Here is a 13,312-nt window from a genome sequence, read left to right on the forward strand (position 1 = left end):
TGGATGATCGAGATGCGCCATGACGACACTCAAGGTCGGGATCGCCGAACCCGATGAAATGAAGGCCCGGACCATGCGAATCGCCAAGGGCGAGGAGAAGCCCGCGCCCGGCGATCCGACCGTTTGGTTCGCGTCCACCATGTCCTTTGCCAAGTTCCTGTCGCCCAGCAATTGCGAACTGCTCCGCATCATCCATGAGCGTGAGCCGGACTCGCTGGAGGAACTGGCCCAAATCACCGGCCGCGCGAAATCCAACCTGTCCCGGACCCTCAAGGCCATGGCTGGCTACGGCCTCGTCCGCATGGAGAAGGGCAAAGGCCTCAAGCTGGTGCCGAAGGTCATTCATGACCGCGTGGAGCTGGTCCTGCCCCTGATCGAACGGCGCAAGTCGAAAGGAACCCGCAAATGAACGCACAATCTCCCAACGTCGCCTTACGGGCGGCCCTCTACCTGCGCGTCTCGACCGCCCGGCAGGCCGAGCATGACGTGTCGATCCCCGACCAGCGCAAGCAGGGCGAGGCTTATTGCGCCGCGCGAGGCTATCAGCTTGTCGAAATCTTCGTGGAACCGGGTAACACGGCCACCAACGACCGCCGCCCGGAATTCCAGCGGATGATCGAGGCGGGCACGTCGAAACCTGCGCCCTTCGACGTGGTGCTGGTTCACAGCTTCTCGCGCTTCTTCCGCGACGCTTTCGACATGGAATATTACTATCGCAAGCTCGCCAAGAACGACGTGCGCCTGATTTCCATCACGCAAGAGTTGGGGGACGACCCGATCCACGACATGATGCGTCGGATCATGTCCCTGTTCGACGAATACCAGTCGAAGGAAAACGGCAAGCACGTCACGCGCGCCCTGAAGGAGAATGCCCGGCAAGGCTTCTGGAACGGAGCGTTGCCGCCGATCGGCTACCGGATCGCCGCCGCCGAACAACGTGGTGCCAAGACCAAGAAAAAGTTGGAAATCGACCCGCTGCACGCCGACACGATCCGCCTGATCTATCGGCTCGCGTTGGAAGGGCAAGGCGACAGCGGCCAGATGGGCGTCAAGGCGATCGTCAAGCATCTGAACGCCAAGGGCATCTTCACCCGCGACGGCGGTCGCTGGGGCATCGGCCAAGTCCATCGTGTCCTGACCCGCCGCACCTATATCGGCGAACATGAATGGGGAAAGCGCAGCAAGCACAACGACCCACGCGCTCCAGGCGAGATCGTCATCGTCCCGGTGCCCGCCATCATCGAGCGGGAGACTTTCGACGCCGTTCAGTCGCTTCTGCAGGCTCGCAACCCCAAGACCGAACTGCCCGCCCGTGTGGTGATCGGGCCGACCCTACTGACTGGTATCTGCTATTGCGGCGATTGCGGTGGTGCCATGACCATCCGCACCGGCAAGAGCGGCCGCTACCGTTACTATGCCTGCTCGATCAAGGCACGGCAGGGCGAGACCGGCTGCAAGGGCCGAGCGATCCCCATGGACAAGCTCGACGGCATGGTGGTCAGCCATATCGAAGACCGCTTGCTCGATCCCGCCCGTCTGGAGAAGCTACTCGGCAGCATCCTCGGCCGCCGCGAGGATCAGGCCGCGCGCCGCAGGGAGCACATCGCCTCTTTGCAGCGGCAGGCAACCGAATCGGAATCGCGCCTCAAGCGCCTCTATGATGCCATCGAGGTCGGCGTCGCTGATCTGGACGACCCGGCGCTCAAGGAGCGTATCGCCGGTCTCAAGGTCATCCGCGATCAGGCGCGGGCTGACGCCGACCGGGCGCAGGCGCTGCTCGAAAGCCCCGGCCACGGCGCCCTTAGCCCCGAAATGATCGAAGGGTTTGCACGCCGCGCGCGGGAGCGCATTCGCGGCCATGAGGGCGGCTATCGGCGGGATCACCTGCGCGCGCTGGCGCAGCGCGTCGAGGTCGCGGACGACGCAATTCGCATCATGGGATCGAAAACGGAGCTGCTGAAGACGCTTATTGCCGGTCAAGGGCGGCAATCGGCGGCAATTGGCGTGCCCAAAGGCGGTCTGAAATGGCGGAAGAGGTGGGATTCGAACCCACGGTAGGCTCTCACCTACGCCGGTTTTCAAGACCGGTGCCTTAAACCACTCGGCCACTCTTCCGTTCTGCAAACCGTTTCGGGGCTTTGGGGGGGAATGTCAAGCGGGGTGGTGTGAATTTGTGAGGACTGCCCGGAACTTGCCAGAAAACGTGTCAGAAAACGTGCCGGAAACCTGCCGGAGAACCTCGCAGAAACCTTGGCTGAAAACGCTCGGGGACGGGGCGGGCGGCACCTTGGGGCGCATCCCCGGAACGGCAGGACTGACGCGGAAAGGCGGCCTCAGCCTTGCGGTTCCCTCCGCCGGTCATCCCGGGCGGAGCGGAGCGCAGACCCGGGAACCACTCGCTTGCAGAGCCGCTCATGGGATGTGTGGCGGCTACGGCAGATGCACAAAGATGTCTTTGCGGGAAACTTTGCAGAATTCGGCATTTCTCTGGAAACGAGTAGGCCCCGGATCTCCGCTGCGCTCCGTCCGGGGCGACGCTGCGGCAAGGGGGCAGCCGCTCCGCAGCCAGAACGGCTGCCGCCGCGCTGTGCATATAATGCCTTGTCAGGAAGAGTTGCCCGCCGTGTGTCCCCCGGAAGGGGGCCGCTGATCCGGCGTGTCGTGGGCAGGGGTGCAGGATCAGCGGCCGGTGCCGGGAAGGCCCCAGCCTGCGCAGGGCGGGGCGGCCCGTTGCAGTGACATCACCTTAGGCGCTGCCGCCGCTGCGGTTTGTGATGACGATCACAAAGTGATGCAATGATGGGCCCGAGCCTTGAGGGATCCAGGCCTTGATGGGTCTGAGCCTTTTTAGGGCGGGGCGCGTCAGCGCCGCAAAGCCTGGATAGACCGGCAGGGGGATCTGCCAGAGGCAGGCAGGGCCGGGCAGGGGTGCAGATTCGGGGCATGAGCCCTCTGCCATGCTGCAGGATGGTAAATTATTTCAAGAAGGCGGCGGCGCTTCCGCCCCTGCCGGAACGGCGGAAAACAGCCGCCCCGGGACTATACGGTGTACCGGATACGGTTTGATGGCCTCTGCGGCGCTTTGGGACTTGGCGAAGCGGTAAGGATCAGGTAACCACTATGCGATTAACTGCGGCTGTTGCATTTCTGCGGGGGCGGAATGCACTTGCGCGCAAGAGACCGAACGGTCAGTTTGCGCAACCGCGAGACAGTGCCGGGAAACCGGCTTCATGGAGCGCGTGTGCTGGGGCCGCCAGACGCGTTGTGAGTGGGACGGCAGGATGCAAGGTTTGGGGAAACGCCCGATGGCAGCTATGGCTGAGAAGGCCGTATGCGCCAGCAAGGACGCTCAGGAGGCAGGCGGTGTGAAACTCCGCAAGCCCGCCCTGAAACTGATGATCGCGCTGACTGCAGCGCTCGCACTGGCAGCCTGCGAAAGCGCGCCGACCAAGAAACGCTCCTCCGAATATTTCCCTGAATCCAAATACGGCGTGAAGGCCAGCCCCCGCGTGGTCGCCGATGGTCAGCCGGTGCCCAAAGGCGGTGGCCGCGCCATCGTCGGCAAGCCCTACAAGGTGGCCGGGCGCTGGTATTATCCGAAGGAAGAGCCGGGCTACACCAAGGTCGGATTTGCGTCCTGGTATGGCGAGGCCTTCCACGGCCGCAAGACCGCCAATGGCGAGATCTATGACCGTCACTCGCTGACGGCTGCCCACACCACCATGCCGCTGCCGTCCTATGCCCGCGTGACCAACGTGGAGAACGGCCGCTCGATGATCGTGCGCGTCAATGACCGCGGGCCGTTCCATGGCAACCGCGAGATCGATCTGTCGCAGCGCGTCGCCAAGATGCTGGGCACCAAGCAGGCCGGTATCGGCAAGGTGAAGGTGGAATATATCGGCCCGGCCCGCATGGACGGCAATGACGAGGCCTTCCTGATGGCGAGCTATGACGGGCCGGGTGCCGTGACGCCGGGCGGCACGATGCCGGGCACCATGCTGGCACAGGCCCCTGCTGCGCCTGCACCTGCAGCAGGACCCGTCCGCGCACCTGCCGCTTCTGTGATGGTTGCCTCTGCCGAGCCGCTGGCGCAGGGCGCAGGCAGCATGAATTATGTGCCGAGCTTCGCGCCGCGCCCGCGTCCTCTGACACTGCCGCAGCCGGTGACGGTGGCTTCCACTTCCGGCACCACTCATCCGCAGCTTGATCCGTCCTACATGATCGCGTTCGATCCGGCGGTTGCCTATGAAAGCGCGGCGCAGATCATGGTCGCCTCGGCAAGCCCGGCTGCCTCTGCGGTCAATGCATCGGCGGCTGCCGCTGAAGCCCAGGCCATCATGAGCCCGGCCGCTGCCACCGCTACCGAGGTTCCCGCTGCCGCTCCCGCCGTCCAGACGCTGGGTGAACAGCCGCAAACCCTTGGCACCATCCGCGTGCCTGCGGCATCGCCGGTAAATGCGGCGCCTGCGGCCTATCAGGATCCGTCAGCCGCCGGTCAGCCGCAGATGATCTGGCAGCCGGGGCTTAACGCTCCGCGCAACCTGCTGCGCGGCGGGGCCGTGTCGTCCTATGCCGCCAACGACCGTATCAATGGTGTTTTCGGCGCGTTCGAAACGTTCGAGAACAGCGCAACGTCCCTTCAGAAGCTGAACCGCTGATCTGGCGGCAGGCGCAGGCTGGATTCCGGCTGTTTGGGGCGGTTTTGAGCGGTTTTCGGCCGGGTGGAACATGATCGGGCAGGGTGAAACGGCCGCACGGCCGCTGCAGACAAGGTTCAAGCGCTTCAGCCTTGCGGCCCTTGCCGCAGGGCTTCTGCTTTCCGGCCTGTGCATGCCGCACCCCGCCGCGGCGCAGGATGTGCTGGCGACCCGTGCCACGACCGCCATTCTTCTCGACCAGTCCAGTGACACGCTGCTTTATGCCAAGGCGCCGGACCAGCCGTTTGAGCCGGGCTCCCTTGCCAAGGTGATGACGGCGGCGATCGTCTTCGATGCGCTGAAGGCGGGGGAAACGTCCGAAGACACGCTTTACACAGTCAGCGAACATGCCTGGCGCACAGGCGGAGCGCCGTCACGCGGGGCGACGATGTTTGCGGCCGTGAAGTCGCAGATCGCGGTGTCCGACCTGCTGCAGGGGCTCCTCGTTCACAATGCCAATGATGCGGCCATCGTTCTGGCTGAAGGACTTGCAGGCAGCGAGGAGGCCTTTGCCGGGCGCATGAACGCTCTTGCTGAAAAGCTCGGCATGAAGAACACGCATTTTGCCAATCCGACCGGCTATCCGGCGCCGGGTGTGAAAGTGACGGCGCGCGATCTCAGTCTGCTGGCCGGCTATATCCTGAGCGAGCACAAGGACCGCTACGGCCTGTTCAGCCAGCCGGAGTTCACCTGGAACAACATTTTCCAGCGGGCGAAGAACCCGTTTCTGGGCAATGTCACCGGGCTCGACGGGCTGGGGGCAGGTCAGACCGAAAAGGATGGGTTCAGCGGTCTTGTTTCGGTGGAGCGGAACGGGCGGCGGGTGATTGCGGCCCTTTCCGGCCTTCCCACGGACAAGGCACGGCTGGCGGCGCTGAAGGATCTTGTCGAGGGGGCATGGGATGCCTTCACCCTCAACCGCCTGTTTGATGCCGGGGCACAGGTGGCCAGCGCGCGCGTGTTCGGCGGCACGGCAGGCGAGGTGCCGCTGGTGGCGGCGCGCACTGTCGAGGTTCTGTTGCCCACGGGCGGCACGATGAACTACCGTCTGCGCGCCGTTTATGACGGGCCGCTGCTTGCGCCGGTTGAAAAGGGCACCGTGGTGGGCGAAATCAGGGTGCTGGGGCCGGATGATGCCGTCGTTTACCGCGCACCGCTTCTGACGGGCGGTGACGTCAGCGAAGGCACGCTGAGCCAGCGGGCGATGAATGGTGTGCGTCAGCTGCTGTTTGGCTGGCTGTGATGCAGCGCCCTGCGGGGCGGATGAGTTGGAGAGTTTCGTTGGCGCTGGGGCGGTTCATCACATTTGAAGGCGGAGAGGGGGCGGGCAAGTCCACCCAGATCCGCCGCCTGCGCGAGCGCCTGCTGCAACAGGGGCTGGGGGTGACGCTGACGCGTGAGCCGGGCGGATCGCCGGGGGCGGAGATGATCCGCGAGGTGCTGCTGTCGGGTGCGGCGCGCAAGCTGGGCCCGCGCGGTGAGGCGATGCTGTTTGCCGCAGCCCGTGCCGACCATGTGGATGTGACCATCCGCCCGGCGCTGGAGCGCGGGGAGTGGGTGCTGTGCGACCGCTATGCCGATTCGACCCGCGTCTATCAGGGCGAGGCGGGGGTGGAGCCGCAGGTGCTGGATGTGCTGGAAGTGACGGCCACAAACGGGCTGAGGCCTGACCTGACGGTGCTGATCGACGTTCCGGCTGCCATCGGCCTGAAGCGGGTGGACACGCGGGCGCAGAATGCCAGCGGCAACAGCCCGGACCGGTTCGAGACCGATGCCATGGAAACCCACGAGCGGCGGCGGCAGCTGTTCCTGGAGCTTGCGGACGCCGAGCCGGACCGCATTGTGGTCATTGACGGCGCGCAGGATGCAGGCGGCGTGGAAGCGGCCATCTGGCAGGTGGTGTCCTCCCGTTTCGGCCTGAAGAACAGGGAAGGCGCAGGATCCGGCCATGGCGCGTAACACGGACATCGAAGCCACCCCGGAGGTCGACGCCATCGACGGCGTGCCGCTGCCGCGCGAGCAGTTTGCCCTCGTGGGGCAGGAGGCAGCCGAGCGCGAGCTGATCGAGGCCTACCGTTCGCCGCGCTTCCATCATGCCTGGCTCGTCGGCGGGCAGAAGGGCATCGGCAAGGCGACGCTTGCCTTCCGCTTTGCGCGTTTCGCGCTGGCCCATCCGGACAGGTTTTCACCCGAGGTTGCCGCAGCCAGCAGCCTTGCCGTGCCGGAGGGGCATATCGTCAGCCGCCAGATCGCGGCGGGTGCGAGCCCCAATGTGCTGCATCTGCGCAGGCCCTATAACGACAAGACCAAGCGCTTCAAGACCGATCTGCCGGTGGACGAGGTGCGCCGCACCGTGTCCTTTTACGGCACCACGGCATCGGGTCAGGGGCTGCGGATCTGCATTGTCGATGCGGCGGATGACATGAACGCCAGTTCCGCCAACGCGCTGCTGAAAATTCTGGAAGAGCCGCCCGCCAACTCTCTGTTCTTCGTGCTGTCGCACGCGCCGGGGCGCCTGCTGCCGACCATCCGCTCGCGCTGCCGCAGGCTGGACCTGCAGCCGCTGGACGACCGCGCCATGACCCAGGCGCTTTCCGGCCTGGGCGGCAGTGCTGACCCTTCCTCCATGGCGGATGTGGCGCGCTTTGCCGGCGGCAGCCTGCGCTCGGCCCTGCTGCTGCTGGCCGGTGAGGGGCTGGCGGTGACGCAGGGCTTCCACAATCTCGCCGCCCGCCTGCCGCGCATTGATCCGGTGGCGCTGCATGCCTTTGCCGATCTCGTTTCGGCACGCGGCGAAACCGACAACTGGGAAGCCTTCCTGTCGGTGGCGCGGGACTGGATGCACGCCCAGTTGCGCGGTCCGGACGCGGGGCATGCCTCACGGCTTGTCAGGTGGACCGAGGTATGGGAAAAGATGGGCCGCGCGGCGGCGGATGCCGAGGCGCTCAATCTTGACAAGAAACAGGTAGTCATCGACGTGTTCCGGTCCCTCTCCGAGGCCATGCGAATGCCCGCATGAAGCCTTGCCGCCCGCAAGGCACCTGCTGATGACCGGACACCTGTCCGGCTGTTTCTCCCGTTTGTAGCCAGTTCTCGCCCGAAAGCATCCGAAGCGTCATGACCGACAAGCCCCGCTACTACATCACCACGGCCATTTCCTATCCCAACGGTGTGCCGCACATCGGCCATGCCTATGAGGCGATTGCCACGGATGCGATGGCCCGTTTCCAGCGGCTGGACGGCAAGGATGTGTTCTTCCTGACGGGCACGGACGAGCACGGCCAGAAGATGCTGCAGACGGCGCGCAAGGAAGGCATCTCCGCGCAGGAACTGGCCGACCGCAACTCCGCCCGCTTCCGCGCCATGGTGGAGGCCCTCGGCTGCACCAACAACGACTTCATCCGCACCAGCGAGGAGCGCCACCACAAGGCGAGCCAGGAAATCTGGAAGCGGATGGCGGCGAATGGCGACATCTACAAGGACAGCTATTCCGGCTGGTACTCGGTGCGCGACGAGGCCTTCTATCAGGAGGGCGAGACCGAAGTGCGCGCCGATGGCGTGCGCTACGGCCCGCAGGGCACGCCGGTGGAATGGGTGGAGGAGGAGAGCTACTTCTTCCGCCTGTCCGCCTATCAGGACAAGCTTCTGGCCCATTACGAGGCCAATCCGGACTTCATCGGCCCGTCCGAGCGCCGCAACGAGATCGTCAGCTTCGTCAGCCGCGGGCTGAAGGACCTGTCCGTTTCGCGCACGACCTTCGACTGGGGCATTCCGGTGCCGGGTGACGAGCGGCATGTGATGTATGTGTGGGTGGATGCGCTCACCAACTACATCACCGGTGCTGGCTTCCCGGATGAGGGGGATGCGCGCTGGTCCTACTGGCCGGCGGATGCCCATATCATCGGCAAGGACATCATCCGCTTCCACGCGGTCTACTGGCCTGCCTTCCTGATGTCGGCCGGTATCCCGCTGCCCAAGCGCGTCTATGCCCACGGCTTCCTGTTCAACCGCGGGGAGAAGATGTCGAAGTCGGTCGGCAACGTCATCGACCCCTTCAGCCTGATCGAGCATTACGGCCTCGACCAGACCCGCTACTTCTTCCTGCGCGAGGTGCCCTTCGGACAGGACGGCAACTACAGCCACGAGGCGATCGTCAACCGCATCAACGCCGATCTGGCCAATGACCTTGGCAATCTGGCGTCGCGTTCCCTGTCGATGATCTCCAAGAACTGCGACGGCAAGCTGCCGCAGCCGGGTGCGCTTCATCCGGCCGACGAGGCCATTCTGGCGCAGGCCGACGCCATGCTGGAGACCTGCCGCGCGGCCTTCTCCAAGCAGGAAATCCATGCGGGTCTTGCCTGCATCTGGGCCTGCGTGGCCGAAGCCAACCGCTACTTTGCGTCGCAGGAGCCCTGGGCGCTGAAGAAGACCGATCCGGAGCGCATGAACACGGTGCTCTATGTCACGGCCGAAGTGATCCGCCAGATCGCCATTCTGGCCCAGCCGGTGACCCCGGCGGCGGCGGCCAAGCTGCTCGACAACCTGTCGGTTCCGGCCGGCGCCCGCAGCTTTGCAACGCTTGGCGCAGCCGGGCGGCTTGCCGCCGGCGTGGAAATCCCCAAGCCCGAGCCGGCTTTCCCGCGCTATGTGGAGCCGGAACAGGCGGACGCATAAGCTGCGAAAATGCGAAAGAGCGGGAAAGTCCCCGCTCTTTCAAAGAGTTCCGAGGTTGGTCCACAGGGGAGGGCACCGGTTCTCCACATGGATTGCCCGCATGTTATCCACAAGGTACCCCCGAGGCTTTCCCATGCTTGTCGACAGCCACTGCCATCTCGATTTTCCCGACTTCGAGGCCGAACGGGACGAGGTGATTGCACGCGCCCATGCGGCTGGCGTGAAGCTGATGGTCACGATCTCCACGCGGGTGCGCAAGTTCCCGCAGGTGCTGGCCATCGCGGAAGCCTATGACAGCGTCTATTGCTCGGTCGGCACCCATCCGCACAATGCTCACGAGGAACTGGACGTCACGGCGGACGAACTGGTGCAGCTGGCCCAGCATCCCAAGGTCGTTGCCATCGGGGAAGCAGGGCTCGATTACTTCTACGACAAGGCGCCGCGGGCCTCGCAGGCGCAGGGGCTTCGCACCCATATCGAGGCTGCCCGCCGCACCCAGCTGCCGCTGGTCATCCATTCGCGCGATGCGGATGAGGACATGATGGCGATCCTGACCGAGGAAATGGGGAAGGCGGCCTTCCCGGCGCTGCTGCACTGTTTCTCTTCCGGCCCGGAATTGGCCCGGCGCGGCGTGGAACTGGGGCTTTATGTTTCCTTCTCCGGCATTCTGACCTTCAAGCGCTCGGAGGAGATCCGCGAGATTGCCGCCAGCGTGCCGCGTGACCGGCTGCTGGTCGAAACCGATGCGCCTTATCTCGCCCCGCAGCCCTGGCGCGGCAAGCGCAACGAGCCGGCCTATACGGCCTTCACCGCCCAGATCCTTGCCGAAGTGCATGGCGTGAGCGCGGAAGACATGGCCCGGCAGACGACGGACAACTTCTTCCGTCTCTTCACCAAGGCGAAACGGCCGGAGGCAGAATGAGCGCAGAGCTGGAGATCACCATCCTCGGCTGCGGATCATCAGGGGGCGTGCCGCGCCTTGGTGACGACTGGGGACGCTGTGATCCGGCCGAGCCGCGCAACCGCCGCCGCCGCTGCGCCCTGCTGGTGCGCCAGAAAGGCGAGGGGGGCGAGACAACGGTTCTCATCGACACCGGGCCGGACATGCGCGCCCAATTGCTCGACGCCGGGGCAGGGTATCTGGATGCGGTGATCTATACCCACGCCCATGCCGATCACCTGCATGGGATCGATGACCTGAGGATGCTGGCGCTGCGCAACCGCATGAAGGTGCCCGTCTACATGGATGAGCCCACCTCGGCCCGCGCGCATGAGGCCTTCGACTACTGTTTCACCACACCGCCCGGCTCCTCCTATCCGCCGATCCTCGACGAGCAGCGGCTGGCGGCAGGAGAGGAAACCGTGATCGGCGGAGCAGGCGGACCGATCGCCTTCCAGCCCATCCGGGTGCATCACGGGGAAATCGATTCCCTCGCGTTCCGCTTTCAGGACGTGGTCTATCTACCTGATGTATCAGAGATTCCCGAAAGCGAAGTGGCGCGGTTTGCCGGTCTGCGGCTGTTCATCATCGATGCCCTGCGCCGCACGCCGCATCCCAGCCATTTCTCGCTGGACGATGCGCTGCACTGGATTGCCAGCCTGAAGCCGGCACGGGCGATCCTCACCAACATGCACAACGACATGGACTATGCCACGCTCTGCCGTGAGCTTCCGCCGCATGTGGAACCTGCCTATGACGGCATGGTGATCAAGCTGGCAGGCGGGGGAGCGGCGCCCGGCTCTTCGGACTGACCGGGCTCAAGCTCCTGTCAGCCGTTGCTCATCGCATAGGACTTCATGAACACGCGCACGGCTGAGGCGACGATTGCCTGCTGCTCGGCCTGAGAGGGCGCCGAGCCTGAGGTCAGCAGCATGCGCCGCATGGTGCCGGAGATGCAAAGATCCAGAAACTGGCTCGCCGCCAGTTCCAGATCGCAGTCCGTGATCTGGCCGATTTCGTGCCGGTGCAGCAGGAACTGCTTCAGGTGGCGGATGCCCTTCTTCGGGCCTTCCTCATAGAGCAGGGCGCCAAATTCGGGGAACTTCTCCGATGCCCCCATCACCATGCGCAGGGTCGAGATGGTTTCGGGCAGGATCATCCGTGAAAGATAGACGATGCCAAGCCGCATGAGCGCGTCCTCAAGCGGCGCGCTGTCATCCAGATCCGTGATGCAATGCTCGGGCTGAAGCTGCCGGTCCTTCAGGATCAGCGCCTTGAACAGGGCTTCCTTGCTGTCGAAATAGACATAGAGCGTGCCCTTCGACACCCCGGCCTCACGGGCGATGGTTTCCATGCTGGCCCCGTCAAAGCCATTGGCGCGGAACACACGGCGTGCGCCGTCCAGAATCTGGTGGCGTTTGGCATTGGCGGGCTGGCCGGACTTGTCTCCGTCCACCTGGGCATCCTGTGCAGTCATGATCCGTTTCAGCTCTGTTGCAGCGGCGTTGCCCCTACGTAGGTTCGTGAGGGGCCCTCTGTCAAATTCCACCCGGAAGATGCCGTGATTTCAGCGGGGGAGGAACCCTGTTCCGGAGGGCGGTCTTTTCAAATCATCTATTGACCGAACCGTTCAGTCAAACTATTTATGTGCGAAAGGCACACAACGAAGGCTCCCCCGCCGTGACCAGCACTGCCACACTTCTCAAGACTGAAACCCAATCTCCCGCTTCCGGTACCCCCACCGGCAGCGGAGAGGAGCGCCGCGCGGCTGCACCCGCGGCGGATGGCAGCGGGTCTCCCGCTGGCAGCCCGGAAGCACCATCCCCCACCCGTGCCCGGAATGCCCAGGGAGACCCGCAGCCTGCCACCGGTCAGCAGGCAGGCGAGGGCGGCAGCGCAGCGAAGAAGAAAGGTAAGGCGGGCAAGGTCATGCGGGTCATCCTGCTTCTTGCCGCCGCGGCCGGTGCCTATGAGGGCTATGGCTGGTGGACCCATGGCCGCTTCATGGCGTCGACGGATGATGCCTATGTGTCGGCCGATATCACCACGGTTCTGTCCAAGGTGTCGGGCTATGTCGCCAGCATCGAGGTGGCCGACAACCAGCATGTGGAAGCCGGGCAGGTGATCGCCCGTATTGATGACGGCGATTACCGGCTGGCCGTGCAGTCCGCAAAGGACAATGTGGCCAGCGCCGAAGCGACGGTAGAGCGTATCGCCCGCCAGATCATCGCCAGCCAAGCCTCCGTCGAGCAGGCGAGGGCCTCAGTTGAGGCGGCTGAAGCCCGCGACATCGAGGCAAAGGCAAGTTACGAGCGTCAGGTGAAACTGACCGCAGGCAAGGTGTCGAGCCAGGCCTCTCTGGACACGGCTCTTGCCAACATGCGCGATGCCTCTGCCACGGTCGCCAGCAGCAAGGCGGCCGTCTCGGTCGCCGAAGCCAACGTGGCCGTGCTGGAGAGCCAGAAGAAGGAAGCCGAACAGGCCATAGCTTCCGCCCGCACGGCGCTGGAAAAGGCCGAACGGGATCTGGACTTCACCGTGGTGCGGGCGCCGGTTTCCGGTGTCGTCGGCAACCGGGCGGCGCAGGTGGGCTCGCTGCTGCAGACCGGCAGCCGCGTCGCCTCCATCGTGCCGCTGGCCGATGCCCGTATTGACGCCAATTTCAAGGAAACCCAGCTGGATGCCATCCAGCCCGGCGCTTCGGTGAAGGTGACCGTCGATGCCTACCCGGAGCTTGAGCTGCACGGCACGGTGAAGAGCCTGTCCCCGGCGACCGGCTCCGTCTTCAGCCTGCTGCCGTCCGAAAATGCCACGGGCAACTTCACCAAGGTGGTGCAGCGCGTGCCGGTGCGCATTTCCGTTCCGGTAAGCGAGGAGGGCGCTTCCGTGCTGCGTCCCGGCATGTCGGTGGTCGTGGAAGTCGATACCCGCACCGGCACGCGGATCACGGGCCTTCCCGGCAGCAAGACCGCGAGCGCCCGCTGACAGGGGGCGCCCCAGA

Annotated in this window: 11 protein-coding genes and 1 tRNA gene; 10 read left to right on the forward strand and 2 right to left on the reverse strand. The window is 64.8% G+C overall.

Annotated elements, in window-relative coordinates:
• Positions 1 to 19: 19 nt before the first annotated feature.
• Positions 20 to 409 carry an HVO_A0114 family putative DNA-binding protein gene (locus AC0CMF_RS03560; protein ID WP_030091815.1) on the forward strand — a complete coding sequence of 130 codons (390 nt, stop codon included), beginning with the start codon at positions 20 to 22 and terminating at the stop codon, positions 407 to 409.
• Positions 406 to 2,058, forward strand: a complete 1,653-nt coding sequence (locus AC0CMF_RS03565) for a recombinase family protein (RefSeq protein ID WP_472480985.1) — start codon at positions 406 to 408, stop codon at positions 2,056 to 2,058. The genes AC0CMF_RS03560 and AC0CMF_RS03565 overlap by 4 nt, the downstream gene beginning before the upstream one ends.
• On the opposite strand, the gene AC0CMF_RS03570 is transcribed toward AC0CMF_RS03565, so the two are convergent.
• Positions 2,026 to 2,115: transfer RNA gene (locus AC0CMF_RS03570), tRNA-Ser, on the reverse strand. The two genes, AC0CMF_RS03565 and AC0CMF_RS03570, sit on opposite strands and share 33 nt — an antisense overlap.
• 1,190 nt (positions 2,116 to 3,305) lie before the next feature.
• On the opposite strand from AC0CMF_RS03570, the gene AC0CMF_RS03575 reads away from it, so the two are divergent.
• From AC0CMF_RS03575 to AC0CMF_RS03605, 7 genes are all read left to right on the forward strand, one after another.
• Entirely contained in the window at positions 3,306 to 4,658 is a 1,353-nt protein-coding gene (locus AC0CMF_RS03575; RefSeq protein ID WP_472480987.1) for a septal ring lytic transglycosylase RlpA family protein, read from the forward strand.
• A 70-nt stretch (positions 4,659 to 4,728) separates the two neighbouring features.
• Positions 4,729 to 5,940 carry a D-alanyl-D-alanine carboxypeptidase family protein gene (locus AC0CMF_RS03580; RefSeq protein WP_374628207.1) on the forward strand — a complete coding sequence of 404 codons (1,212 nt, stop codon included), beginning with the start codon at positions 4,729 to 4,731 and terminating at the stop codon, positions 5,938 to 5,940.
• Positions 5,941 to 5,978: 38 nt separating this feature from the next.
• On the forward strand, positions 5,979 to 6,656 hold the full coding sequence (gene tmk, locus AC0CMF_RS03585; protein ID WP_247648167.1) for a dTMP kinase: 678 nt from the start codon (positions 5,979 to 5,981) through the stop codon (positions 6,654 to 6,656).
• A complete protein-coding gene (locus AC0CMF_RS03590; RefSeq protein ID WP_094461747.1) occupies positions 6,646 to 7,716 on the forward strand; it encodes a DNA polymerase III subunit delta' in 1,071 nt (356 codons plus the stop codon). Before tmk ends, AC0CMF_RS03590 begins: the two co-directional genes overlap by 11 nt.
• A 98-nt stretch (positions 7,717 to 7,814) precedes the next feature.
• Positions 7,815 to 9,371, forward strand: a complete 1,557-nt coding sequence (metG, locus tag AC0CMF_RS03595; RefSeq protein WP_374628209.1) for a methionine--tRNA ligase — start codon at positions 7,815 to 7,817, stop codon at positions 9,369 to 9,371.
• Between the two features lie 133 nt (positions 9,372 to 9,504).
• On the forward strand, positions 9,505 to 10,293 hold the full coding sequence (locus tag AC0CMF_RS03600; protein WP_374628210.1) for a TatD family hydrolase: 789 nt from the start codon (positions 9,505 to 9,507) through the stop codon (positions 10,291 to 10,293).
• On the forward strand, positions 10,290 to 11,123 hold the full coding sequence (locus AC0CMF_RS03605) for an MBL fold metallo-hydrolase (RefSeq protein WP_374628211.1): 834 nt from the start codon (positions 10,290 to 10,292) through the stop codon (positions 11,121 to 11,123). Before AC0CMF_RS03600 ends, AC0CMF_RS03605 begins: the two co-directional genes overlap by 4 nt.
• A gap of 17 nt (positions 11,124 to 11,140) precedes the next feature.
• Here the strand turns inward: AC0CMF_RS03605 and AC0CMF_RS03610 are convergent, their stop codons facing one another.
• The gene (locus AC0CMF_RS03610; RefSeq protein ID WP_050471504.1) at positions 11,141 to 11,788 is read right to left on the reverse strand and encodes a TetR/AcrR family transcriptional regulator; all 648 of its coding nucleotides are present in this window, start codon (positions 11,786 to 11,788) and stop codon (positions 11,141 to 11,143) included.
• Positions 11,789 to 11,991: 203 nt separating this feature from the next.
• Between AC0CMF_RS03610 and AC0CMF_RS03615 the strand changes: the two genes are divergently transcribed.
• Complete coding sequence (locus tag AC0CMF_RS03615) at positions 11,992 to 13,296, forward strand: HlyD family secretion protein (protein ID WP_374628213.1); 1,305 nt, start codon at positions 11,992 to 11,994, stop codon at positions 13,294 to 13,296.
• Positions 13,297 to 13,312 lie beyond the last annotated feature (16 nt).

The sequence above is a fragment of the Pannonibacter sp. CBAS1226 genome, from assembly GCF_055685825.1.

What these genes read in the sequence shown, in the direction of transcription:
- AC0CMF_RS03560 (WP_030091815.1), top strand. Translation starts at nt 20, where the DNA reads ATGACGACACTCAAGGTCGGGATCGCCGAACCCGATGAAATGAAGGCC.
- AC0CMF_RS03565 (WP_472480985.1), top strand. Translation starts at nt 406, where the DNA reads ATGAACGCACAATCTCCCAACGTCGCCTTACGGGCGGCCCTCTACCTG.
- AC0CMF_RS03575 (WP_472480987.1), top strand. Translation starts at nt 3,306, where the DNA reads ATGGCAGCTATGGCTGAGAAGGCCGTATGCGCCAGCAAGGACGCTCAG.
- AC0CMF_RS03580 (WP_374628207.1), top strand. Translation starts at nt 4,729, where the DNA reads ATGATCGGGCAGGGTGAAACGGCCGCACGGCCGCTGCAGACAAGGTTC.
- AC0CMF_RS03590 (WP_094461747.1), top strand. Translation starts at nt 6,646, where the DNA reads ATGGCGCGTAACACGGACATCGAAGCCACCCCGGAGGTCGACGCCATC.
- metG (WP_374628209.1), top strand. Translation starts at nt 7,815, where the DNA reads ATGACCGACAAGCCCCGCTACTACATCACCACGGCCATTTCCTATCCC.
- AC0CMF_RS03600 (WP_374628210.1), top strand. Translation starts at nt 9,505, where the DNA reads ATGCTTGTCGACAGCCACTGCCATCTCGATTTTCCCGACTTCGAGGCC.
- AC0CMF_RS03605 (WP_374628211.1), top strand. Translation starts at nt 10,290, where the DNA reads ATGAGCGCAGAGCTGGAGATCACCATCCTCGGCTGCGGATCATCAGGG.
- AC0CMF_RS03610 (WP_050471504.1), bottom strand. Translation starts at nt 11,788, where the DNA reads ATGACTGCACAGGATGCCCAGGTGGACGGAGACAAGTCCGGCCAGCCC.